Genomic DNA, 22,887 nt, shown 5'->3' on the forward strand with positions numbered 1-22,887 from the left:
CACGGTCGCACCACCGACCCGTGACCCTGTCGTAGCATTCGACCCAGACTGTCGGAGCAGAGCTAATAAATACGGGGGGCGTCGCCGGTAGAACCGGTCGGAATCGCAAGACGCGGACGTGAGGATATGTCAAGCCCGGATTTGAGCCTCTATTAGCTTTTTTATCCACCTCTGTGAACGAACTGAGCAGCATGGAATCTGGGTGTCGTGAACATGGCGGTCATCAGGTGGTGTGTCGGATAGATGGCGACAAGTGACGCCGACGAACGGGCACGGTTCGAGCAGGTTGACTGGGACGCCGTCGAACCGTCGGGTGGTGGGTTCGGCCGGCGCTCGGCGCTGTTCCTCGCCAGTCTGGCTGTCGTCCTCGCGGCGTTCTGGTACGACTTCGCCGTCGCGTCGCCGGACCCACTGTTCTACAACGTGGGGCTCGCGGAGGGTCTCGAGGCGCCGTTCACCTGGGACGTCCGCGGTATCGACTGGCTGTTCAGCGTGTCGCTCCTCGTCTTCGTCTTCTACGTGCTGTATCCGATGTACGAGAACCTCGACCGGACGAAGGCGTACTTCGCCGAGCTGACGAACAACCGGCCGGCGACCTTCGCGCTCGGCTACGTGACGCTGTTCTTCTTCGGTGGCGTGTTCGGGCCGTTGCTGGCCGGGCAGCCGAGTCCCGACATCCCGGCGACGTCACGACCGCCGGTGTCCGCCGCGACGCCGCTCGGGCGGGTGGACCTGTTCTCGCTGCTGGTCGTGGGCTCGCTCTGTGCGCTCGCGACGTGGGGGCTCCTCGACAGGCTCGACCGCGAGCGGGAACTCGGCAGCTTCGGGGACGTGGCTCGCGTGCTCCTCCGCGTCGGGCTCGGTTTCCTCGCGACGTTCACGCTGGTCGGGACGGTGTTCAACGTGTTCTCCCTGTCGAGCTTCCGGACCGCCGCCGGTATCGCTGCGGTGGTTGGTGTCGCGTGGGGCCTTCGCTGGGCGGTCCTCTCCGGCCGCTCGTTCGGATTCGAGCAGCTTCGCGCGACCGCGTTGGTGCTGGCGGCGTTCGGCCTCGTGCTGGTCGTCGGTATCGAACTGCTCCAGGTCGTTGTCTACGACCTGCTGCAGTTCGACCCGATCGCCGGCGGGGCCAGTTCGACCTCCTGCCCGGCGTACGCCGAGGCACCCGGCCGTGGAACCACCTGTTACGGCACCTGGGACTACCCGCTCGGCACGGCCCGCTACGGGCAGGGGCTCATCCCCCTCGTGTTCACCGGGATGCGCGTCTCGCTCCAGGTGGCGCTCATCTGCTCGATGCTCATCGTCCCGCTTGCGACGTTCGTCGGGACGGTCGCGGGCTACGTCGGCGGCGTCGTCGACGACCTGCTGATGAGCTACACGGACATCCAGCAGACGGTGCCGGCGATCATCGTCTACATGATCACCATCCACGTGTACGGCCGGAGCCTGTTCGTCCTCGTCGTCGTCTTCGGGCTGTTCTCGTGGGCCGGCGCGGCACGGCTCGTCCGCTCGGAGGTCATCCAGCGACGCGAGGAGGACTTCGTGACGGCCGCACGGAGCGCCGGCGCGGGGCACTGGCGCATCATGGGCCGGCACATCCTCCCGAACGTGTCGAACACGGTCCTCACCTCGGTCACGCGGCAGATACCGAACCTCATCCTGGCCGAGGCGGCCATCGCGTTCCTCGCGCTGAACAACATCATGCTCCCCTCGTGGGGGGAGACCATCTCGAGCCAGCTGAAGTACATCCCCGACGGCTGGTGGATGTCGACCATCCCGGTCATCGTGCTCTCGGTGACGGTGCTCTCGTTCAGCGTGCTCGGTGACGCCCTCAGAGACGTCCTCGACCCACGGAGTGATTCATAATGTCGCTACTCGAAGTGCGTGACCTCGAGGTCACGTTCGACACCGATTCGGGCACGGTCCACGCGGTCGACGGCGTCTCGTTCGACGTCGACCGGGGCGAAACAGTCTGTATCGTCGGGGAGTCCGGCTCCGGCAAGACCGTCACCAGCGAGTCCATCACCCGACTGGTGAAGGAACCGCCGGGGCGGGTCACCGCCGACAGGGTCACCTTCGACGAGCGCGACCTCATGCAGCTCTCGAAGCGCCGCCTGCGGAATATCCGGGGCGACCGCATCGGACACGTCTTCCAGAACCCGCAGGGCTCGCTGAACCCGGTCTACACCGTCGGCAGGCAGGTCGCGGAAGCCATCCGTCTGCACGAGGATGTCTCGAAAGCCACGGCGCGGGAACGGGCGGTCGACCTGCTCGACCGCGTCGGCATCCCCAAGGCGGGCGAGCGGTACGACGACTACCCCCACGAGTTCTCCGGCGGGCAGAAACAGCGCGTCGTCGTCGCGATGGCCATCGCGGCCAACCCCGACCTGCTCATCGCCGACGAGCCGACGACCGCACTCGACGTGACCATCCAGGCGCAGATCCTCCGCCTGCTGCGGGAGCTGCAGGACGACCTCGACATGGGCATCCTGCTCATCACCCACGACCTCGGCGTCGTCGCCGAGGTTGCCGACCGCGTGGTCGTCATGTACGCCGGGAAGGTGATGGAGTCCGGCGACGTGTTCGAGGTGTTCGAGAACCCCTCGCATCCTTACACGCAGGGGCTCCTCGACTGCCTGCCCGGCCGTGGTGGCGGTTCGGACGGTATCCCGGGGTCGCTCCCCGACCCGAAGGAGCCGCCTGCTGGCTGTCGGTTCGCCGACCGGTGCCCGCACGCCATCGACGACTGTCGCACGGGCGACCATCCGACGCTCGTGCCCGTCTCCGGCGGCGACCACGAGGCCGCCTGTCTCTTCTATCAGGCGGGCTACGACGCGTCGGTGGTGCGCTCGCCGGCCGACCGCGACGCCGACCCGGACGCCGGCGGTGAGACCTTCGCCGACGGTGGACCGGTCGACGGTGCCGAAACTGATTCGGGCGACGCGGACGGAGGTACGAGACGATGAGCGACGACCGAGAGCCAGTGCTCTCCGTGCGGGGGCTGAAGAAGCACTACCCCGTCACGAAGGGCATCCTCCGCCGGGAGGTCGGCCGCGTGAAGGCCGTCGACGGCATCGACTTCACGCTCTACGAGGGCGAGACGCTCGGGCTCGTCGGCGAGTCCGGCTGCGGGAAGTCGACCGCCGCGACCTCGCTGCTCCGACTCGAGGAGCCGACCGACGGCGAGGTCATCTACCACGGCGAGGTCCCGGAGGACACGAACCGCAAGACGCCGATGGAGAAGCTCCGAGCCATCCGGGGCGAGGAGGAGGCGCGCGAGCCGAACGACATCGTCGGCTTCTCGCGGTCCCAGCTGAAGCGGTTCCGCCGGAAGGCCCAGATGATATTCCAGAACCCGACCGGCTCGTTCGACCCGCGGATGTCCGTCGGCGAGAGCGTCGCCGAGCCGCTACTCATCCACGGGCTCGACGACACCGCGGAGCGCCGGGAGATCGCCGAGGACCTGCTCGACCGCGTCGGCCTCGACGCCGACGACTACGACCGCTACCCCCACGAGTTCTCCGGCGGGCAGAAACAGCGCGTGGCGCTCGCCAGGGCGCTCGTGGTCAACCCCGAGTTCGTCGTCGCCGACGAGCCGGTCTCGGCGCTCGACGTCTCCATCCAGTCCGAGATCCTCTCGCTGATGCGGGACCTGCAGGACCGCTTCGGTCTGTCGATGCTGTTCATCAGCCACGACATGGGCGTCATCCGGGAGATCTGCGACCGGGTCGCCGTGATGTACCTCGGCGAGATCGTCGAGGTCGCACCCACCGAGGAGCTGTTCCGGAACCCGCAGCATCCCTACACCCAGGCGCTCCTGGCGTCCATCCCGACGCCGGACCCGCGCCAGCGCGGCCTCGGAATCGAGCTCACCGGCGACGTGCCCAGCCCCGACAACCCGCCGTCGGGCTGTCGGTTCCACACGCGCTGTCCCAAGGTCATCCAGCCGGACGACCTCGACCTGCCACAGGAGCAGTTCCGCCGCGCGCTCGACTTCCGCCACCAGGTCGAGGGTGGGGACGTGGACGCCGACGGCGCGGCCGAACTCGCCCGTGCCCGCCGGAGCGACGCGGCGACCGGCGACATCACCCGCGACGACCGCCGGCGTGCGCTCCGCGCGGAGTTCGACCTCCCCGACGAACTCGACGACCCCACTGCGGAGGAGAGCGTCGCCGCCGCCGTCGATAGCGTGCTCGACGACGACCTCGAATCGGCAGCCGACCGTCTCTCGGACACGTTCTCCACGGTCTGCGAGCGCGAGAAGCCGGCGCTCGAACGGACCGACGAGGACCACGTCGCGGCCTGCCACCTCGTCGACGGTACCGAGACGGTCGAGACCGCGACGAGCGAGGTCGCCGACGACTAGCGAACCCGCCTCTCTCGTCTCCAGCTATTCTCGAATCAGGTCCAGCAGTCGCGCGGCGAACTCCCGCTCAAGCGTCTCGTCGGGTAACTCGTCGAACCAGTCCGCTCGCTCGATTGCCTCGTCGTCCTCGCCGAGGACCTTCCCCACTTCGGTCGTCACCGTTGTAGACCAGCAGCACACGTCCGTCGTCGTCTAAGGCGATATCGATAGTCACCCAGCCTGCCGTGTACGCCTCGTTGTCGTCCATGGCGGCGGACGTCTCCGCGTCGACCGCCCACGTGCGCCGCTCGGTCAGGAGGTCGTCGTAGCGCTCTCGTGGGTTCCTGACGTCCATACTCGGGTGTCGTGGACGCCGGCGAAAAGTCGTCCGGAGACCCCTGGCCGCTCCGTGCGACGGGCACCACACGCGTCGCTTCACTACGTAACTGGTCCACGTCAGAAACCAGCGGGAGGTAGATTTGAACTACGCCGACTTCGAATCTCCTCGAACTATCTTCCGACGAACGGACCCGTCGCTACGCTCCTCGTCGTTGTGCGTCGGAAAATAGCGGGAGGTAGATTTGAACTACCGATCTGCGGGTTATGAGCCCGCCGGAATCTCCTGGCTATCCCATCCCGCTACCATCACGTAACCCGGTCCACTAGTTAAGGGTTGTGTTTGGGTCGCCGTATGCGGGTTCGTCCCACCAGGCATCGGGACCGACAGCCTCTTTATTCCGCGTGGACGCGCCAGGTGAACAGGCTCTCCGCGACGTAGTTGACCAGCATGCCGACGCCGATGCCCGTGACCTTCGCGACGACGAACCAGCCGTCGAGCCCGACGACGGCGACCTCCACGAAGAAGACCCGGTAGAGAAGCCGGAACGTCAGCAACTGGACGGTGATGCCGCCGACGCGTACGAGGTTCGACCGGGCGAGCCGGCGCAGCGTCGGCACGAGCCCGCCGTGGCCCTGCCTGGAGAACGTCCAGTTGTCGTTCAGGAGGAACATGACCAGCACCGAGACCTCGATGCCGACGAACACCGCGAGCTCGGGGAAGATGCCGAACTCCCTGAGTGCGGTTGCGGTGGTCACGTCGAACAGCGCGCCCACGGCACCGACGGAGGCGAACTGGCCGAACCGGGTGCCGGAGACGAGCGCCGAGAGGCGGTTGCCGAGCGTGTCGACGCTGGCGTCGTCGGAGTCCGCCGGCCCGGCGACCGAATCGTCCTCACTCATCGGTCTCGGCTCCGAGGCGGTCGACGAGGGAGAGGCGGGTGCTCCGGCGGGACGCGACGAAGCGGTGGAGGCCGCTCCCCTGGAGACGCTTCACGCGGTGGCGTGACTTCAGCAGCGAGACGCCGAGTTCGAGCGTCGTCCCGACCGGGGAGACCGTCGACTCGGGCTGGTCCTCCCAGGTGACCGGCACCTCGACGGGCTCGTAGCCGAGCGCGCCCGCCATGGCGACGAGTTCGATGTCCCAGGCGAAGCCGGGTTCGTAGAGGTGGTCGCGGACGCTGGCCCAGGCCTCGGCGTCGATGGCCTTCGCGCCGCACTGGAAGTCGTAGAGCGGGACGGAGAGAAGCGTCCGCGCGAGGAAGGCGAACCCGTCGCCGAGATAGCGCCGGGCGACCGTCTGGTGGGAGAGGACGTTCGCGTCTGGGTGCCGGCGCGAACCGACGGAGAGCTTCGTGGAGCCGTCGACGACGGGCTGGACGACGTCGACGATGGACTCGGCGGGCGTCGCGCCGTCGGCGTCGGCGAACGCGAGCACGTCGGTGTCGAGCGCCTCGAACCCGCAGGTGATTGCAGCACCCTTGCCCCGACGCCGGTCGACCGCGTGGACGGTACACGGCTCGTCCTCGAGTGCGGCGACCGTCGCCGCGTCGGGGGCGTCGAGCTCGACACGCACCGTCGCCGGGTCGAGGTGGTCGTGGAGGGCGTGCAGGTAGTCGACGAGACTGTCGACCACCGGTTCGTACGCGGGGATGACGACGCCGACGGACCGGCTCATCTGTTCGGAACGCGTCCCCCAGGGGAGTAAAACCATTCGTTTCCGGCCGGGACGACGGGACAGCCATCGGGCGACGGCGGTGTCGTCCGGCCACCGACACCGCGAAGGGAAAAGTCCTTACCCGCCGCCGCCTCCGTTCTCGAACATGGAGTACGGGCTGGTCCTGCTGTGGTTCCTCACCGTGGCCGGGCTGGCCGCCATCGCCGCACCCCTCGCGTCGCTGGTCTTCGCGCCCCTCTCCGACCGGGGCGGGACCCTCGCCCTCCCCTTCGCGCTGGCCGTCGTCGGCGTCGTCAGCTACCTCGTCGGACAGGTGGCGTTCGGCTGGCCGGCGCTCGGCGCGTCGCTGCTGGTGCTCGGTGGCGGTTCGGCGTTCGCACTGACTCGCGACCACGAACCGGACTGGTCGTCGGTCGGCCTCGGCCTGGCGGCGGTCGCCGTCGGCTTCGGGCTGGTCGTCGCCATCCGCAACGCCGAGCCTGGCATCTACGCCGGCGGCGGGGAGAAGTTCCTCGACTTCGGCCTGCTGAAGACGCTCGTCCGGGCCGACAGCCTCCCGCCGGAGGACTTCTGGTTCGCGGGCGACCGGGTGCAGTACTACTACGGCGGCCACCTCATCGCCGCACAGCTGACCCGCCTGACCGGCATCGCGCCGCGGTACGCGTACAACCTCGCGCTGGCGACCTTCTACGGCGCGCTCGTCGGTGCTGCGTTCGGCCTCGCGCGGAACCTCGCGGCCGAGCGCGACCTTCCCCGGACCATCGCCGGCGCGCTCGCGCTGTTCTTCGTCGGCTTTGCGAGCAACCTCGCGCCGGTCGCACGGCTCGTCGTCTGGCTGCTGCCCGAGAGCTTGAAGACGTACGTCGACAGGAACCCCGCGGCACAGGACGGCCCGGAGGCGGTCCGGGCGTTCGGCCACACGTGGGCTGACCTCGCGCTCGGCCCGGACCAGTTCAACTACTGGCCGGCGAGCCGGGTCATCCCGAACACCATCAACGAGTTCCCGCTGTTCGCGTTCATCAACGGGGACCTCCACGCGCACATGATGAGCACGCCGCTGCTGCTGCTGACCGCCGCGGTCGGCTTCGCCTACTGGCTGACGCCCGCCGCGCAGGTCCGGCGTCGTCGCCTGTACGTGTTCGTGTGTGCGCCCCTGCTCGCGGGCCTGCTCGCGGTGGTGAATACGTGGAGCTACCCCTCCGTCGCCGGGCTGACGACGCTCGCGGTGCTCTTCGCGGGGGCACACCCCGTCTCGCTCCTGCCGGCGTCGGTCCGGGAGCGAGTCGAGCCGGCGACCGACAGCCCCGTCGTCTCGGAGATACTGCGGATGCTCGGAGCGGGCGTCGCCGGCATCGCCGTCGGCCTGCTCGGCGCGCTCGTCGCGTTCCCCTTCTTCACCGGCGCGACGAGCGGCCAGTCGCTCGCGTTACTGCCCGACCGCAGCGGCGCGGCGGGCCTGCTGCTCGTCCACGGCGCGTTCCTGGCCGTCTCCGTCGCCTTCCTCGCACCGAGGGTCGACCCGGACCTCGAACCCGACCTCGGGATGGTCGCGCCACTCGTGGTCCTCGCTACGGTCGCCGTCGCCAACGCCCTCGGCGGCTGGATACCGGTGCCGGTCCCGCTCGTCGGCGCGGTCGGGGTGCTCGCGGTCACGCAGGTCGAGCCCGACGAACGCGGCCCCGCCGCGCTGCTGTTCGTCCTCGCACTCGGCGTCACCGTCGCCGCGACGGGCGCGCTCGGCTCGCCCTTCGGCACGCTGGGCGTCTACGGCGCGACCATCGTCGTCGCCGTCGGCGCGGCCGTCTCCGGCTTCGACTCGGACACGCAGGTCGTCGCACTCGCTGCGGCAGTGTTCCTCGTGCTTGCGGCGGCAGCCATCGTCGTCGACCTCGCAGTGCTCGCCGTCGTCGCGCCCGTGCTGGCGCTCGGCTGGGTGACGCTCCGACTCGGCCGCGACCTCGGTTACGAGACGGTGCTGCTCGTCGCCGCCGTCGGCCTCGTGACGATGGTCGAGTTCGTCTTCGTCTCCGAGCGGGCCGGCAGCGGGCGCTACAACACCGTCTTCAAGTTCTACATGCAGGTGTGGGTGCTCTGGGGCACCGCCGCCGGCGTGATGCTCGTCGACGTGGTCGCCCGCCAGTGGCCCGACTGGGGCATCGGCGAGCGCCTCGCGGCGCGACGGGCCCCGAGCGGCCGGCGCGTCGGACAGGTCGCGTCGGTCGGCATCGCCGTCCTCCTCGTCGTCTCGCTCTCCGTGTACGGCGGGCTGGCGCTCGGCGGCCACTTCGAAGGCCGGGGCGCGGACACGCTCGACAGCACGGCGTGGACCGAGGGCACCTACCCGAACCAGTCGGCGGCCATCGAGTGGCTGGACGACCGCGAGGGCCGGCCCGTGGTCGTCGAACAGCCGACCCGAGAGCACGTCTACGGCGTCAACTCCCCCGCCACACAGCTGGTCAGCGGTGTCTCCTCGATGACCGGACTACCGACGGTCGCCGGCTGGACCCACGCCTCGAACTATCATACGGAGGCGGGCTGGCGGGCACGTGTCGCCGATGTCCGGACGGTGTACACCGGCAACAGCACCGCCAGAGCCGACGTGTTGGCCCGGTACGACGTGCAGTACGTATACGTCGGCCCGCACGAGCGGCAGCACCAGCCCGTCGACGACCTCGCCGACGAGCCCTACATCTCCGTGGCGGAGCGCTTCGGGGACGTGGTGATCTACGAGGTCGACCAGTCGGCACTCGCGACGGCGAACAGCAGTCGATGAGAAGGGGACTCAGACCGAGAGCTCGCCCTTGCCCTTGATGACGTCGACCGCCTCGGCCTCGATGCGGTCGACGTCCAGGTGGTGCGGGATGAAGTTCCGCCGCATGAAGTCGTCGTGCTCGTCTTCGCTCCCCACGATGCACCAGAGCTGGACGCGCTCGGGGCCGTGCCAGTCGCCGTTGCGCGTCACCGAGAAACAGTGGACCTCGTCGCCGTCGTAGTCGATGATGGCGTCCTTCCGGATGCCGGGGTCCCCGTCGATGATGAGCCGCTTCATGCGCGCCGATTCGGACAGCCCCACATTAAGCGTGTCGAAGGAGCCGACCGACTCGCCGCCACGCGATATGATTGATAGGTGAACTGCCGTGAAATTAATGATGGTGGGGTGTGTACATCGGGAGAACGGAGGGGTGGCCATGCAATCGACGGACTCACTGAACAACACGAAATCGACCACCAAGGAGGGGATTCGGGTAGCAAAGGGCATCCAGCCAGGGGACGAGGCGATGACGGTGAAGTACCAGATCACGTCGGAGCGGCCCGACACCGCCGCCGTCCGTCTCGAGGAGCCCCTGGGCAGGGCGTTCCCGGTCGAGGCGCTCGACCTGGACTCGGCTGGGCACGGCGACTGGCTGCTCGAGGACGGCGAGGCCACGCTCGTCCTCGTCGACATCCTTCCAGCTGGGGACAGCGTGACGACGGGGTACGTCGTCGCGTCCGCCGACCTCGAACGCGTCCAGCCGGTGTTCGGCGAACCACACATCGACATGGTCGACCCGGTCGACTCGGCGGGGTCACGCTCGCGGTCGGGTGGCGGAACGACAGACGCGGACGTCGACCGCACCGAAGCGGCCGTGCCCGACGCACCGGCACCCGAGGCGGTCGCGGACGCTCTCTCGGAGGAGGCGGTCGCGGACGCCCTCTCGGCCGAGGCCGTGGTCTCGGCGCTCCCGCCGGCGGCCGTCGTCGAAGCGCTGGTCGATGCCTTCGAGTCCGGGGCGGTCAGCGAGCACCAGGCCGAGCGGCTGCGCGAGCACGTCGCGCCCGGCAGGGCGCGCAGCGAGGAGGTCCACCGCCAACACCTGGAGGCCCGCCTCGAGGAGTTCGCCGCGTACGCCGACGGTCTCGCGGAGCTCATCGACGAGCACGGCACCGCGACCGAGATCGTCGACGACATGCAGGCCGAGGTCGCTGCGGCCCGCGCGTCGGTCGCCGACGTCGAGGCGCGACTCGACGCCGACGCCGGCGAGTACGACGCACTCGGAGAGCGGCTGGCGGCCGTGGACGAACGACTGGCGGGCCTCGACGCCCGCCTCGACGAGGTCGACGACCGCTTCGCCGCCATCGACGACCGTTTCGCCACGGTCGAAGACCGGTTCGAGGCGGTCGAGGCTCGGCTCGACGGCCGGGTTGCGGACGTGGCCGACGAGGTGAGGGCGCTCGAGGAGGGGCTCGACCGGACGAACGCGCGCCTGGACCGTGTCGGCGGCCGCACGGACGAGGTCGACGCCCGCGCGGACACGCTCGCGGACGACCTCGGGGAGCTCCGGACGGAGCTCTCGGCCATCGAGGAGCGGCACGGCGAGTCGATGACCGAACTCGCCGACCACGTCGCCGAGCTGGAGTCCGACCTCGCGGCGACCGAGGAGTGGCGCGAGCAGCTCGGCGAGGCGTTCCAGGGCGACGTACCGGATGCGTCCGCGGAGGGCGGTCCGGACGACGGCGACACCGGTGAGAGGACGGACGGAGCGGCCGACGCGGTGCAGTAGCGGCGCTCGCGGACGGCTCGCGGCGAACCAAACGGGTTTTAAAGTGCCGGAGACAAGGTGGGTCCAAGAGGCCGATATCTATGCAGATGCCACGACGTTTCAACACGTACTGTCCACACTGCAACGAGCACCACGAGCACGAAGTGGAGAAGGTCCGCACGGGCCGGAGCTCGGGCATGAAGAAAGACCAGCGCAAGCAGCGCGAGGGGAAGAAGGTCATCGGGAACGCCGGTCGTTTCTCGAAGGTCCCCGGTGGGGACAAGCCCACGAAGAAGACCGACCTCAAGTACCGCTGCGGTGAGTGCGGCAAGGCGCACCTCCGTCCGGGATGGCGTGCCGGCCGACTGGAGCTTCAGGAGTGAGACCCATGGCAGGAGATTTCATCCGAGTCAAGTGTAACGACTGCGAGAACGAACAGATCGTGTTCGGGAACGCTTCGACCACCGTCAACTGCGCGGTGTGTGGCACCACGCTCGCCACCCCCACTGGCGGTCAGGCGGAGATTCCCCACGACATCGTGGAGACGGTCGACGCACGATGAAGTACAGCGGCTGGCCCGAAAAGGGCGAACTCGTCGTCGGCGACGTCGACGAGATCGAGGACTTCGGCGTCTTCGTCGACCTCAAGGAGTACGAGGACAAGCGCGGCCTCGTCCACATCAGCGAGGTCGCCAGCGGATGGATCAAGAACGTCCGCGACCACGTCGGAGAGGGCCAGACCGTCGTCTGTAAGGTACTCGACGTCGACGAAGACTCCCAGCAGATCGACCTCTCCATCAAGGACGTCAACGACCATCAGCGGTCGGACAAGATTCAGGAGTGGAAGAACGAGCAGAAGGCCGACAACTGGATGCTGCTCGCGTTCGGCGAGGACGTCAGCGACGAGCAGTACGCCTCCGTCGCCAACGAGCTGCTCGCCGAGTTCGGTAGCCTCTACGAGGGCTTCGAACAGGCGGCAATCCACGGCCCCGAGGCGCTCTCGGACGGCGACCTCTCCGGCGAGGAGGTCGAACAGCTGGTGGACACCGCGCGCGACAACGTCTCGGTGCCGTACGTCACGGTCACCGGCTACGTCGACCTGCGCAGCCCGAACCCGAGCGGCGTCGACGACGTGCAGGAGGCACTGCAGGCGGCAGAGGGCAACGGCGAGGTGCCCGACGAGGTCGAACTCGACGTGACCTACGTCGGGTCGCCGGAGTACCGCATCCGCGTGAAGGCACCGAACTACAAGACCGCGGAGTCCGAGCTCGAGGCGGCCGCAGGGCGGGCCGAAGTCGCCATCGAGGAGCACGGTGGGACCGGCGAGTACCACCGCGAGCGTCGTTCGGACGACGAATGAAGTCGGACATCCGGGTGTGCTCGGCGTGGCGCGGCCGCCACGAACGCCCGGTGTACACCCTTTCTGACAGCTGTCCCGACTGTGGCGCCGACGCGATAAACAGCGCGCCGGCTCCGGTCGACCCCGAGGACAGCTACGGCGGCTACCGACGCGCTCTTAAGCGCGCCGACCGCGAGTAGCGGGTATGGAGCCACTCGACATCGAGACCGTCGATTCGGCCGAACTCTCCGACCCGGCGTTCATCGAAGGCCTGCCTGGCGTCGGCCACGTCGGCAAGCTGACGGCTGAGCACATCCTCGACCAGTACGACGGAACGCTCGTCCGGCGGCTCTACTCACACGACCTGCCGCCGCAGGTCGACGTGGGCGACGACGGTGTCGCCGAGCTCACCCATCTGGAGTTCCACGCCGTCGAGACCGAGGGGCGCGACCTCCTGGTGCTGACCGGCGACCATCAGGCGCAGACGAACGAGGGGCACTACCGCCTCGCGAGCGCGGTGCTCGACGTGGCCGACGAGTTCGGCTGCGAGGAGCTGTACGCGCTCGGCGGCGTTCCGACCGGCGAGCTCATCGAGGAGTACGCGGTACTGGGGGCGGCGACCCAGTCGTCCATCGTCGAGGCGCTCGAGGACGAGGGCGTCGAGTTCCGCGAGGACGAGCCGGCGGGCGGCATCGTCGGTGTCTCCGGCCTGCTGCTCGGCCTGGGCGCTCGCCGCGACGTCGAGGCGGCCTGCCTGATGGGCGAGACCTCGGGCTACCTCGTCGACCCCAAGAGCGCCCGCGCGGTCCTCGAGGTGCTCGAGGGGATGCTCGGGATGGACGTGGACTACGCCTCGCTCGAGGAGCGCGCGGACGAGATGGAGGAGGTCATCGGGAAGATACAGGAGATGGAGCAACAGCAGCAGGCGAACGTACCGAGCGACGACGACCTGCGCTACATCGGCTGAGTAGCGTCGGACCGAACGTCTTCGGTCCGCTGTTTTCTTTACCGCCCAACCCCTAGTCGCCGTCGTGGCACTGCAACCCCTCGCCCTCTGGCTCGCGTTGGGCACGGCACTCCCGTCGTGGGTGCTGGCGGGGCTATCGCTCGGCGTCGTCTTCGCCGCGTTCTCGGCGGCGATGTTCGTCGTCGGGGAGCAGCTGTTCCCGAGCCCGCCGGGTCGTCGGAGCGACGAGGACGGTCAGGGGCAGGTCCGTCGTCACGAGGAGATCCGTCACTACCTCGACGATATCGGCGAGCGGTACGCCGAGAACCATCCCGTGGGCGGTCATTCCGTGGCGTTCTACCTGCCCGAACGCGACGTCGCGGTGACGTTCGACGCGCAGGCGTTCTTCGACATCCAGGGTGCGGGCATCGACGCGGTGCTGTGCGAGCACGAGATGCCGGGTCACCACCTCGGGCGGCGGCTCCCGTTCGAGGTGCCGGAGCTGGAGTGGGAGCCGGCGAGCGAGCCCGACGCTGTCGAACGTGCGTTCCGGGCGCTCGACCTCTCGCCCGCCGCCTCGACCGACGAGGTCCGCGACGCCTACCGCGAGCGGGTGATGGAGGTCCACCCGGACCACGGCGGCGACGAGGAGGCGTTCCGGGAGGTCCGCGACGCGTACACGACGGCGAAGGAGCACGCCGACTGAGTTCCGGGACCGCCAGCCGTCTGCGGTCGGTTACCCGGCGGTAAGCCCATCGTAGGATGGCGTTAGGACTTTAACCGAGAACCACCTTGCGGTCGATATGAACTTCCTCCCTGCCGTCGTCGGACCGACGGTACTCGGGATGACCGCGACCGACCTGTTCGCGTGGGTCATGATCGCGGCGTTCCTCGTCGGCTCGCTGGTCGACGTCTACGACAGGGACACCGCCCGGTACGTCCTCGCGGTGACGTGGGGGCTGTTCGGCCTGTTCTGGCTGGCGGTCTTCCCGCACTTCGCGTTCGAGGTCAAGAGCTTCGTCGAGGGCGGGCTCGCACTCTTTGCCGTCCCCGCCAGCATCTACACCGGCTACCTCATCCTCGGGGGCCGCGAGCGGCTGCACGTGCTCTCGCGCGCGGTCGGCGTGATGGGCCTCGTCTACTTCCCGACGCAGGCCGTTCCCGCGATCCGCAAGCTCCTCATCGAGCAGGTAGCCCGCCAGACGCTCTGGGGCATCAACCTGCTCGGCTACGACCCGGTGTTCCGGGAGGGCCCCATCCACGGCTACATGAACTACTTCTACTTCGGGCCGGACGCGTTCAGCACGTACATCGTCTACGCCTGCACCGGCATCGGCTCGATGGCCATCTTCGCGGGGCTCATCGTCGCCGTCGAGGCACCGCTCCGCCGGAAGCTCAAGTCACTCGCCATCGCCATCCCCGTCATCTGGGTGCTGAACATCGTTCGGAACGTGTTCGTCGCGGTCGCCGCGGGTTCGGGCTGGTTCGCGATGGAGCCGGTGGTCACCGTCGCCGGCTACGCCGGTGTCGAGCCCATCGAGGCCTCGTTCTGGTTCGCCCACAGCGTCGTCTCCCAGCTTGCGTCCGTCGTCGCGCTCGTGGGCATCACCTGGCTGGTCGTGAAGGTCGTCCCCGAGCTGCTCGCCGTCCTCGAGGAGGTGCTGTTCGTCGCGACCGGCACCGAGTACGACCTCGAGGACGCACTGGGGGTCTCGGCCGACGTGCGGACCGACGGCGGCGATGTCCGCGAGTGAGTTCGTCGTCGGAGACAGGGGTGTCTACCTCCCTGCCGACGACGCACTCGTCGTCGCCGATGTCCACCTCGGTCGTGCTCACGCCTCGAACGTCGAGTTTCCACTGAACGAGCGACGGGACACGCTCGACCGCCTCGGTACCCTCCTCGACCGGTTCGACCCCGAGACGGTCGTGTTCGCGGGGGACGTGCTCCATCGGTTCGACGCGGTCCCGGTGCCGGTGCGCGAGTCGCTCGACGCCCTCGTCACGTCCGTCCGTGACGCCGACGCGGAGCCGATTCTCGTCCGCGGCAACCACGACCGCCAGCTCGACCGTGTCGCGAGCGCACCCGTCCACGACGCCTACCGACTCGACTCGGGGACCGTGGTCTGTCACGGCCACGAGGAGCCACCAGCGGGTGGCGAGCGCTACATCGTCGGTCACGACCACCCGGTCCTGGCGGTCGAAGGGAGACGCCACCCCTGTCTGCTGTACGGACCCGGGGCGTACGACGGCCACCCGGTGCTGATGCTTCCGCCCTTCACCACGCTCGCCGCCGGTGTCGTCGTCAACGAGATGCGCGCGAAGGACTTCGACTCGCCACTCGTCGGCCGGGCGGGAACGTTCCACCCGGTCGTCCGCGACCCGGACGCGGGCGAGACGCTCCGGTTCCCGCCACTCGGGGAGCTACGACGGGTCCTGTAGCGACGGCTGCTCGACGCGCTCGGTCCAGAACGCTTCGGCTTCGAACCGCTCGTACGTCGCCTCGTAGCCGAGCGCGTTCGCGACGGGACCGACGAGCCGGGCGAGCGGCTGCGCGACTGCAGGCGGCGGCGACGTGAACACCGTATCGTCGGACATCGCCGCCGCGAGCGCCATCGCCTGCAGCAGTCCGGGCTGGCCGTCGTCGTCGAGCGCACCCTCGTGAGCGAGTCCGTAGAGCGTGCGCACCACGTCGATCGTCCGGGCCGCCGGACGGGTCGTCGTCAGCGTCGCGGCCAGGTCGTCGCCGCCGACCGCGAAGCCGTGGGGCGTCTCCGGCGGGACGGTGATCTCGTCGCCGGGCGAGAGGTGGTGCGTCTCGCCGTCGACGTCGACGACGAGCTCGCCGCGGAGGACCGTGAACGACTCCTCGTAGCCGACGTGGTAGTGCTCGGGGGGCCCATCGTTGCCGGGCGCGAACACGCCGAGCCCGGTGACGGACGCACCGTCGGTCTCGGCCGGCGACACGAGTCCCGTCGTCCACTCGCCGGCGACAGGGTTGGAGAACAGCGGTGTGACCCGGTCGTGGAGGCGGTCGGCGAGCGGGCCGTCGGTGTCGTACTCGAATCCGGTGCCTTGAATCGGGTCGCCGATGTCGTCGAGTCGTCTGCCGGTCTGCGAGGACATGTCGGTATCGACACACGCTGCCCGGGATAAACCTCCGGTGGGTGTCAGCTCGCGGGAATCGGCGGTCGGGCTACCCGAGGTCCTGGCGAACCGCCGTCGCGGCGTCCCGCCCGCTGGCCATCGCGCCCTGTATCGAGGACCAGCGCGTGTAGTCAGCCGCGAGGTACACCGGTCCCATCGGGTCCCGCGTGTCCGGCAGCGAGTCCGAGAAGCCGGCCGGCTGCTGGAACTGCGCGAACTGGATGCGGTCGGTGTGCTCGAGGGAGAAGTCGCCGAACCGCCGCTCGGGGTACCACGATTCGAGGGTCTCCCTCGCCAGCGCGGCGAGCTCGTCGTCGCTCTCCTCGCGCTCGCCGAGGAACGTCGCGCTGAGGAGCCTGACCCCCTCGGGGGCGTACTCGGGCGCGGCGGCGGTGTGGTCTGCGATCTGGTTCGGCCCCGTCTCGGTGGCGTTGAGCATGAGGCGCGTGCCGGCGTCGAGTTCGTCGCGCCCCGAGAGCGAGAACCACTGCGTGACGCAGGCGTGGGCGTCGGTCGGAATCGCCGAGACCGCCGTCAGCTCCCGTGCCGCCTTGGGGTCCGTGGCGACGACGACGGCGTCGGCCTCGACGGACGACCCGTCGACGGCGACCGTCACGTCACCCTCGTCGGCGTCGACCTCGGTGACGGTCGCACCCGTCCGCACGTCCACGCCGGCCGCCTCGGCCCGCTCGCGGAGCTGTGCGGTGATAGCGCCCATGCCGCCGGCCGGCACCGCCGTCTTGCCCTCCGAGAGCATCTTGAACGTGTACTCGAACACGCGCTTGGAGGTCGAGAGCGACCGGTCGAGCGTGATACCGCCGTAGAACGGCGCGGCGAAGTTGTCGATGTACTTCCGCGAGAAGCCACGCGACCCGAGGTAGGACTCGATGTCGGAGTCCGGTCCCTGGAAGATGGTCTCCGTCGAACGGCCCGAGAGCTCTCGCTTGAGCTTCAGCGTCCGCAGCTTGTCGGCGACGGTGACGTCCCGGTTGAGCACCGACTCCGTCAGCGCCGAGGGGTCGCGGAACGGGTCCGAGAGGATGGAGCGATGCCCCGGCCGGCAGATGCACGCGCCCGGCGCGAACGTCCGGAGGTCCAGCGCGTCGAGGTCGAGCTCCGTCTCGACCGCGGGATACCCGGTGAACATGACCTGGAACCCACGGTCGAAGGTGAACCCGTCCTCGTGGGTCGACCGGACGCGCCCACCGACCATGTCCTCGCGCTCGAACAGCCGCACGTCCGCCCCCTCGTCGGCGATTCGGCGGGCGGCGACCAGCCCGGCCAGCCCCCCACCGACGACGATGACGTCTGCGTCCATACCCTCCCTTCGGCCACCGGGCTGAAAACCGCGGTGGTCGCGGTGTCGACGACCGGCTCTCCCCCGGCGCCGGCGACATGGACAGGGCTTAGGACACCCCGGCCCAACCCCCGAACATGGAGACGACCGAGGCCTTCGTCGGACTGGACTGCGTCGACTGCGGCGAGCGCTTCGACGCCGCCGAGGCGACACACGGCTGTCCCGACTGCGGGGGTATCCTCGACCCCGCGTACGAGTACGACGACGTGTCGCTGTCGAGAGAGGCGCTCGCCGACCGTCCGTTCGAGTCGATGTGGCGCTACGCCGAACTGCTGCCGTTCACCCGCGAGTCGGCGGTGTCGATGGGCGAGGGCGCGACGGCGCTGGTCGAGTGCCCGACCCTGGCCGACGAGCTGGGCGTCGGCGAGGTGTACATCAAGGACGAGGGGCGCAACCCGACGGGGACGTTCAAGGACCGCGGGCAGACCGTCGCGGTGACCGCGGCAGCCCAGCACGGCGCGACGGACGTGGCGCTCGCCTCGGCGGGCAACGCCGGCCAGGCCGCCTCGGCGTACGCCGCGCGTGCCGGCATGGATGCCCACGTGTTCCTGCCGGCGCGCTCCGGCTTCACGAACAAGGCGATGGTGAACGTCCACGGCGGCGACATGAGCGTCGTCGGGGGCCGCATCACCGACGCGGGCGAGGCGTTCGCCGACGCCATGGACGACCCGGAGAACGACCACTGGTACTCGGTGAAGACGTTCGAGACGCCGTACCGCCACGAGGGCAAGAAGACGATGTACTACGAGATCGCCGAGCAGCTGGACTGGGAGACGCCCGACGCGGTCGTCTACCCGACCGGCGGCGGCGTCGGCCTCGTCGGGATGCACAAGGCCGCCGAGGAGTTCGCATCGCTCGGGCTGACCGACGACGTGCCCGGGTTCTACGCGGCCCAGGCGACCGGCTGTGCGCCCATCGTCGCCGCCTTCGAGGAGGGGAAGGACGTCCACGAGGCGTGGGAGCATCCCGACACTATCTGCGGCGGCATCGAGATCCCGGACCCCGGTGCGAGCCCCTGGATACTCGACGTGCTCCGCGAGTCCGACGGCGGCGCGGTCGCGACGGACGACCCGGACATCCTCGACGCCGCGATCACGGTCGCCCAGCACGAGGGCCTGGAGATGGGCGCGACCTGCGCTGCGGCCGCCTCGGGCGCGTGGAAGCTCGCCGACGAGGGCGAGTTCGACGAGGACGACACCGTCGTGCTCGTCAACACCGGCACGGGCAACAAGGACGACGACATCCTCCGCAGCCACCTGATGGGCCAGGGTATCTGACCGCGGCCTCGCGGCCGTTCCCGACACGATGCGCGACTGTCGACCGTGTAACTTTTACTTTAGACACGTCTAATCCGGGGCAAGGATGCTTTCCGACGTGATGGAGGACTATCTGAAGGGCATCTACATCCTTCAGGAGCGCGCGGAGCCGCCCATCTCGACCTCCCAGATCGCGGACTACCTGGACGTCACCCCACCGACGGTGACGAGCATGGTCGAGAAGCTCGACGACCGGGGGCTCGTCGAGCGCGAGAAGTACAAGGGCGTCGAGCTGACCGACGAGGGAGTCACCGTCGCACTCGAGGTGCTCCGGCACCACCGGCTCCTCGAGGCCTACCTCACCGAGCACCTCGACTACGACTGGTCCGAGGTCCACGAGGAGGCCGACGTGCTCGAACACCACATCTCCGAGGAGTTCGAGCGCCGCGTCGCCGAGGCGCTGGACGACCCCACCGTCGACCCCCACGGCGACCCGATCCCGAACGCCGACCTCTCGCCGCCGGACGACGCCGAACACACCCGGCTGTCGGAGCACGAGCCCGGCACGACGGTCGAGATATCCCGCGTCAGCGACCGCGAGGAGGAGGAGCTCCGGTACCTGAAGGACGCGAACATCACGCCCGGCACTGTCGTCCGCATCGTCGACGTGGCCCCCTTCGGGATGGTCACCGTCGCCGTCAGCGACGGCGGCCGACAGAGCCTCCCGGAGGAGATCGCCGACTCCATCCGCGTCAAGCGGGTCGAGACCGACGCCGTCTCCGCCGAGGAGGTGCCCGAGGCGTGACCGGCTTCGCGGAGGTCGTCGTCGTCGCGTTCGTCGCCCAGCTGGCGGTGCTGCCCGGCGAGAAGGTCCAGTTCATCATCGCCGGGCTGTCGACGCGCTACCATCCCCTCGTCGTCGTCTCCGCCGCAGCGACCGCGTTCGCCGGCTGGACCGCACTGGAGATCCTCCTCGGTGAGTTCCTCCTCCGGGTGCTCCCGGGCGTCTACCTCGACATCTTCACCGGCACCCTCTTCCTCGTCTTCGCCGGGCTGCTCCTGCGCTCGATGCCGACGGACGGCGACCGCAGCTTCGACAGCGTCGAGACCGACGGTGGGTTTCTCGCGTCCGTCGAGGGTGCCACCGAGACACGAACGGTGTTCGGCCGCGAACTCCCCGCCAGCCTCGCCGCGTGGTTCCCCATCTTCGGGATGATGGCCGCGGGCGAGTTCGGCGACAAGACCCAGATGGTCACCATCGGGCTCGCGGCCCAGTACGGCGCGACGCCGGCCATCTGGACGGGCGAGATGCTCGCCATCGTCCCGGTGAGCCTCGCGAACGCCTACTTCTTCCACCGGTTCGCGGGCCGGGTGAACCTCCGGACGGCCCACATCGCCTCCGCCGCGCTCTTCGGCTTCTTCGGACTGGACACGTTCCTCGCACTCCTGACAGGGTTCTCGTTCTGGGAGACGTTCGTCGGGGCGGCCACGGACGCCGTCTTCGCCGTCACGGACTGGCTGGCCAACGTCCTCCCGCTCGCCGTCGACAGCGTGGCGACGCTCCCGTAGTCGGCCGCCACTTCGCCGGCTGACTTTCACAACGTCCTTCGCCGCCTCCGGTCGCCTTTTGTATCCCACTCGCGTACGGCCGCCGATGGCATCGACTGTCGCCTCGCTCTTCGCCGGCCTCCTCTTCGGCTTCGCACTCGCTTCCCCACCGGGGCCGATGAACGCGATCATCGCCGAGGAGAGCGTGCTCGGCGGCTGGCTCTCCGGCGTGCGAGCGGGCCTCGGTGCCTTTACCGCCGACGCCTGCTTCTTCGTGCTCGCGTGGCTCGGCGTCGTCGCGTTCGTCGAGACCGTCCCAGCGGTCAAGGGCGTCATGGTCGCCGCCGGCGGCGTCCTCATGCTCTACTTCGCCTACGGGGCCGCCCGCGACGCGATGACCGCGACTGACTTCGTCGAGGTCGACCCCGAGGACGACCGGAAGGGGTTCACCAAGGCGTTCGTGCTCGCGCTCACGAACCCGTACCAGATCGTCTTCTGGCTCACCGTCGGCGTCCACATGCTCGACGACCGCACCATCGACGTGTTCACCCACGTCCCCTACGTGAGCGAGTCGCTCGCCGGCACCGTCGTCGTGCAGGCAGGGTCGCCGGCGCTCGTCGTCGGCTTCTTCGGCGGTATCCTCGTCTGGGTTACGGGCTTCCCGGCCACGCTCGTCGCCGTCGGCAAACGCGTCGACAGGTTCGCCCCGGTCGTCGCGGGCGCGAGTGCGGTGGTGCTCGCGCTGTTCGGCGGCTTCTTCCTCGTCGACGCGGTACGGACGTTCGCGCCGGTGTAGCCGTCGCTCCGGCACAGAAACAGCGGTTCGACCGCCTCAGAGAGGGGAATCGACGTCGCCGAGGTCCATCTCGGCGACCTCCAGTTCCAGCCACTCGCGGAACCACTTCACGCGCTTGAGCCGCTGGTGTGCGATGCCCTCGGCGGTGTCGCTCTCGATGCGCTCCGCGGCGTCGTGACCGCGCTCTAGCACCCGGTCGACCATCTCGGCGGCGTCCATGTGCGTCCGGGCCTCGTAGCCCATCCGGAGCAGCATCAGCGCCGTGCCGTTCGCGCCGACCTTGTCGAGCACGTCGCCCTCGATGAGACACTGCGTCTCCAGCGAGAGGTCGCCGAGCTCGCCCTGGTACGAGTGGTTCTCGACGGCACGACACACCTCGTCGACGAACGACGCGGGGAACTCACCGCGGGTCTCGAGGTACTGTCGGGCGACGCGAGCGCCCTCCTCGGCGTGGACGTCCTGGTCGGCGTCGAGCTTCGCGATGTCGTGGAACAGCGCGGCGACGCGGGTCACGTCCACGTCGGCGCCCTCCTGCTTCGCGATCTTCGTCGCGAGGGCGACGACGTTGAGGATGTGGTTGAACCGGTACTCGGCGGAGTGCCAGGGGTACCACCGCATCCGGCCGCCCTCCTCCTCGTTCTCCACGCTGGCGAGGAGGTAGTCGTGCACGAACGATTGCATCTCCTCGAACTCCTCGTCGGTGACCCGTGATTCCTTTATCTCGACACCCATAGAGAATCCCACCAGATTAGACGGTCCGTAGTCATTGTTATCGGTACAAACGGCTCTACAACTCTTAGGCGTTACGACAGTGCGGATTAAGTGTACGCAGAGCCTCGCTCCGGACGTGACAGAAGTGCTCTACCTGACAGATTCGTCCACCCGTCGCTTCGAGGCGACCGTCGAGCGCGTCGCCGGTGACCGGGTCGTGTTGGACCGTACCTGCTTCTACCCGGCCGGCGGCGGCCAGCCCGCCGACGCCGGGACGCTGACCGCCGACGGCACCGAGTGGGCCGTCACCGATGTCGCGAAGAAGGACACCATCTACCACATGCTCGACGACGACCCGCCGGAGCCGGGCACCGCCGTCGTCGGCGAGCTCGACTGGGACCGCCGCCACGCCCACATGCGCTACCACACCGCCCAGCATCTCCTCTCGGGGCTGTTGCTCGACGAGTTCGCCGCCCAGACGACCGGCAACCAGGTGTACGCGGACCGCGCCCGCCTCGACTGCGACTACGACCGATTCGACGACGGGGACCTCGCCACCATCGAGGACGGGCTGAACGAACTCGTCGACGACGAGCTGCCCGTCCGCTGGTACGAGATGGACCGCGAGACGGCGGAGGCCGAGCTCGACACGGACCGCACCCGCATCGACCTGCTGCCCGACTCCATCACCGAACTTCGAATCGTCGAGATCGGTGGGGTGGGGCCGGCGGGAGCGTGCGACCGTGCCGACGCCGCCGCCGACCCCTACGACCGCACCGCCTGCGCCGGCACGCACGTCGAGTCCACGGGCGACATCGGGACCGTCACCGTCACCGGCCGGGAGACCCGCGGCTCGGACGGCGAGCGCGTCCGGTTCGAGCTTGCGTAGGCCGGGGAGCTGGACTGCATCGA

25 protein-coding genes and 1 tRNA gene are annotated in these 22,887 nt (G+C 69.0%); 18 read left to right on the forward strand and 8 right to left on the reverse strand.

The annotated features are described in order from the left end of the window. The first annotated feature begins 243 nt into the window (after positions 1-243). Genes BLT27_RS01940 through BLT27_RS01950 form a run of 3 tightly spaced genes read left to right on the forward strand, consistent with a single transcriptional unit; the run spans position 244 to position 4,366 of the window. Positions 244-1,866 carry an ABC transporter permease gene (locus tag BLT27_RS01940; protein ID WP_089731349.1) on the forward strand — a complete coding sequence of 541 codons (1,623 nt, stop codon included), beginning with the start codon at positions 244-246 and terminating at the stop codon, positions 1,864-1,866. Further along, complete coding sequence (locus BLT27_RS01945) at positions 1,866-2,966, forward strand: ABC transporter ATP-binding protein (protein ID WP_089731350.1); 1,101 nt, start codon at positions 1,866-1,868, stop codon at positions 2,964-2,966. The genes BLT27_RS01940 and BLT27_RS01945 overlap by 1 nt, the downstream gene beginning before the upstream one ends. After that, positions 2,963-4,366 carry an ABC transporter ATP-binding protein gene (locus BLT27_RS01950; RefSeq protein WP_089731351.1) on the forward strand — a complete coding sequence of 468 codons (1,404 nt, stop codon included), beginning with the start codon at positions 2,963-2,965 and terminating at the stop codon, positions 4,364-4,366. Before BLT27_RS01945 ends, BLT27_RS01950 begins: the two co-directional genes overlap by 4 nt. Positions 4,367-4,390: 24 nt before the next feature. Here the strand turns inward: BLT27_RS01950 and BLT27_RS20355 are convergent, their stop codons facing one another. The 4 genes from BLT27_RS20355 to BLT27_RS01965 all read right to left on the reverse strand — a co-directional run bounded on the left by BLT27_RS20355 (position 4,391) and on the right by BLT27_RS01965 (position 6,359). Further along, positions 4,391-4,525 (reverse strand): hypothetical protein, encoded by a 135-nt coding sequence (locus tag BLT27_RS20355; protein ID WP_281241445.1) that lies wholly within the window; start codon positions 4,523-4,525, stop codon positions 4,391-4,393. A gap of 386 nt (positions 4,526-4,911) precedes the next feature. After that, positions 4,912-4,986 (reverse strand) — tRNA-Met (locus BLT27_RS01955). 91 nt (positions 4,987-5,077) lie between these two features. Next, positions 5,078-5,584 carry a GtrA family protein gene (locus BLT27_RS01960; RefSeq protein WP_089731352.1) on the reverse strand — a complete coding sequence of 169 codons (507 nt, stop codon included), beginning with the start codon at positions 5,582-5,584 and terminating at the stop codon, positions 5,078-5,080. Then, positions 5,577-6,359, reverse strand: a complete 783-nt coding sequence (locus BLT27_RS01965) for a glycosyltransferase (RefSeq protein WP_089731510.1) — start codon at positions 6,357-6,359, stop codon at positions 5,577-5,579. Before BLT27_RS01965 ends, BLT27_RS01960 begins: the two co-directional genes overlap by 8 nt. Positions 6,360-6,504: 145 nt before the next feature. Here BLT27_RS01965 and BLT27_RS01970 point away from each other — a divergent pair, with 145 nt between their 5' ends. Then, positions 6,505-9,132 carry a DUF2298 domain-containing protein gene (locus tag BLT27_RS01970; protein WP_175526343.1) on the forward strand — a complete coding sequence of 876 codons (2,628 nt, stop codon included), beginning with the start codon at positions 6,505-6,507 and terminating at the stop codon, positions 9,130-9,132. Positions 9,133-9,141: 9 nt separating this feature from the next. On the opposite strand, the gene BLT27_RS01975 is transcribed toward BLT27_RS01970, so the two are convergent. Next, on the reverse strand, positions 9,142-9,408 hold the full coding sequence (locus tag BLT27_RS01975) for an HAH_0734 family protein (protein WP_089731354.1): 267 nt from the start codon (positions 9,406-9,408) through the stop codon (positions 9,142-9,144). Positions 9,409-9,547: 139 nt separating this feature from the next. Here BLT27_RS01975 and BLT27_RS01980 point away from each other — a divergent pair, with 139 nt between their 5' ends. From BLT27_RS01980 to BLT27_RS02020, 9 genes are all read left to right on the forward strand, one after another. After that, entirely contained in the window at positions 9,548-10,900 is a 1,353-nt protein-coding gene (locus BLT27_RS01980) for a hypothetical protein (RefSeq protein ID WP_089731355.1), read from the forward strand. 80 nt (positions 10,901-10,980) lie between these two features. Continuing rightward, positions 10,981-11,262, forward strand: coding sequence for a 50S ribosomal protein L44e (locus BLT27_RS01985; RefSeq protein WP_089731356.1), 282 nt, complete (start codon positions 10,981-10,983; stop codon positions 11,260-11,262). Between the two features lie 5 nt (positions 11,263-11,267). Continuing rightward, positions 11,268-11,441, forward strand: coding sequence for a 30S ribosomal protein S27e (locus BLT27_RS01990; protein WP_089731357.1), 174 nt, complete (start codon positions 11,268-11,270; stop codon positions 11,439-11,441). Continuing rightward, on the forward strand, positions 11,438-12,238 hold the full coding sequence (locus tag BLT27_RS01995; RefSeq protein ID WP_089731358.1) for a translation initiation factor IF-2 subunit alpha: 801 nt from the start codon (positions 11,438-11,440) through the stop codon (positions 12,236-12,238). The genes BLT27_RS01990 and BLT27_RS01995 overlap by 4 nt, the downstream gene beginning before the upstream one ends. Beyond that, entirely contained in the window at positions 12,235-12,417 is a 183-nt protein-coding gene (locus tag BLT27_RS02000) for an RNA-protein complex protein Nop10 (protein WP_089731359.1), read from the forward strand. Before BLT27_RS01995 ends, BLT27_RS02000 begins: the two co-directional genes overlap by 4 nt. A 5-nt stretch (positions 12,418-12,422) precedes the next feature. Beyond that, positions 12,423-13,184: a proteasome assembly chaperone family protein gene (locus tag BLT27_RS02005; RefSeq protein WP_089731360.1), complete on the forward strand. Its 762-nt coding sequence runs from the start codon at positions 12,423-12,425 to the stop codon at positions 13,182-13,184. Between the two features lie 64 nt (positions 13,185-13,248). Then, positions 13,249-13,869 carry a J domain-containing protein gene (locus BLT27_RS02010; RefSeq protein WP_245707588.1) on the forward strand — a complete coding sequence of 207 codons (621 nt, stop codon included), beginning with the start codon at positions 13,249-13,251 and terminating at the stop codon, positions 13,867-13,869. Between the two features lie 97 nt (positions 13,870-13,966). Then, entirely contained in the window at positions 13,967-14,917 is a 951-nt protein-coding gene (gene artA / locus BLT27_RS02015) for an archaeosortase A (protein WP_089731361.1), read from the forward strand. Continuing rightward, entirely contained in the window at positions 14,904-15,602 is a 699-nt protein-coding gene (locus tag BLT27_RS02020) for a metallophosphoesterase (protein ID WP_089731362.1), read from the forward strand. Before artA ends, BLT27_RS02020 begins: the two co-directional genes overlap by 14 nt. Here BLT27_RS02020 and BLT27_RS02025 read toward each other — a convergent pair. Continuing rightward, complete coding sequence (locus tag BLT27_RS02025; protein ID WP_089731363.1) at positions 15,585-16,286, reverse strand: cupin domain-containing protein; 702 nt, start codon at positions 16,284-16,286, stop codon at positions 15,585-15,587. The two genes, BLT27_RS02020 and BLT27_RS02025, sit on opposite strands and share 18 nt — an antisense overlap. A gap of 70 nt (positions 16,287-16,356) precedes the next feature. Continuing rightward, complete coding sequence (locus tag BLT27_RS02030; RefSeq protein ID WP_089731364.1) at positions 16,357-17,625, reverse strand: NAD(P)/FAD-dependent oxidoreductase; 1,269 nt, start codon at positions 17,623-17,625, stop codon at positions 16,357-16,359. 116 nt (positions 17,626-17,741) lie between these two features. Here BLT27_RS02030 and BLT27_RS02035 point away from each other — a divergent pair, with 116 nt between their 5' ends. The 4 genes from BLT27_RS02035 to BLT27_RS02050 all read left to right on the forward strand — a co-directional run bounded on the left by BLT27_RS02035 (position 17,742) and on the right by BLT27_RS02050 (position 21,264). Further along, positions 17,742-18,941 (forward strand): threonine synthase, encoded by a 1,200-nt coding sequence (locus BLT27_RS02035; RefSeq protein ID WP_089731365.1) that lies wholly within the window; start codon positions 17,742-17,744, stop codon positions 18,939-18,941. Between the two features lie 85 nt (positions 18,942-19,026). Next, positions 19,027-19,725, forward strand: a complete 699-nt coding sequence (locus tag BLT27_RS02040) for a metal-dependent transcriptional regulator (RefSeq protein WP_089731366.1) — start codon at positions 19,027-19,029, stop codon at positions 19,723-19,725. After that, positions 19,722-20,489 carry a TMEM165/GDT1 family protein gene (locus tag BLT27_RS02045; protein ID WP_089731367.1) on the forward strand — a complete coding sequence of 256 codons (768 nt, stop codon included), beginning with the start codon at positions 19,722-19,724 and terminating at the stop codon, positions 20,487-20,489. Before BLT27_RS02040 ends, BLT27_RS02045 begins: the two co-directional genes overlap by 4 nt. Positions 20,490-20,574: 85 nt before the next feature. Beyond that, positions 20,575-21,264, forward strand: coding sequence for a LysE family translocator (locus tag BLT27_RS02050; protein ID WP_089731368.1), 690 nt, complete (start codon positions 20,575-20,577; stop codon positions 21,262-21,264). Between the two features lie 36 nt (positions 21,265-21,300). On the opposite strand, the gene BLT27_RS02055 is transcribed toward BLT27_RS02050, so the two are convergent. Then, on the reverse strand, positions 21,301-21,996 hold the full coding sequence (locus BLT27_RS02055; RefSeq protein ID WP_089731369.1) for an HD domain-containing protein: 696 nt from the start codon (positions 21,994-21,996) through the stop codon (positions 21,301-21,303). A gap of 115 nt (positions 21,997-22,111) precedes the next feature. On the opposite strand from BLT27_RS02055, the gene BLT27_RS02060 reads away from it, so the two are divergent. Continuing rightward, positions 22,112-22,864, forward strand: a complete 753-nt coding sequence (locus tag BLT27_RS02060; RefSeq protein ID WP_089731370.1) for an alanyl-tRNA editing protein — start codon at positions 22,112-22,114, stop codon at positions 22,862-22,864. The last annotated feature ends 23 nt before the right edge of the window (positions 22,865-22,887 follow it).

Source organism: Haloarchaeobius iranensis (assembly GCF_900103505.1).
Taxonomy (GTDB): domain Archaea; phylum Halobacteriota; class Halobacteria; order Halobacteriales; family Natrialbaceae; genus Haloarchaeobius; species Haloarchaeobius iranensis.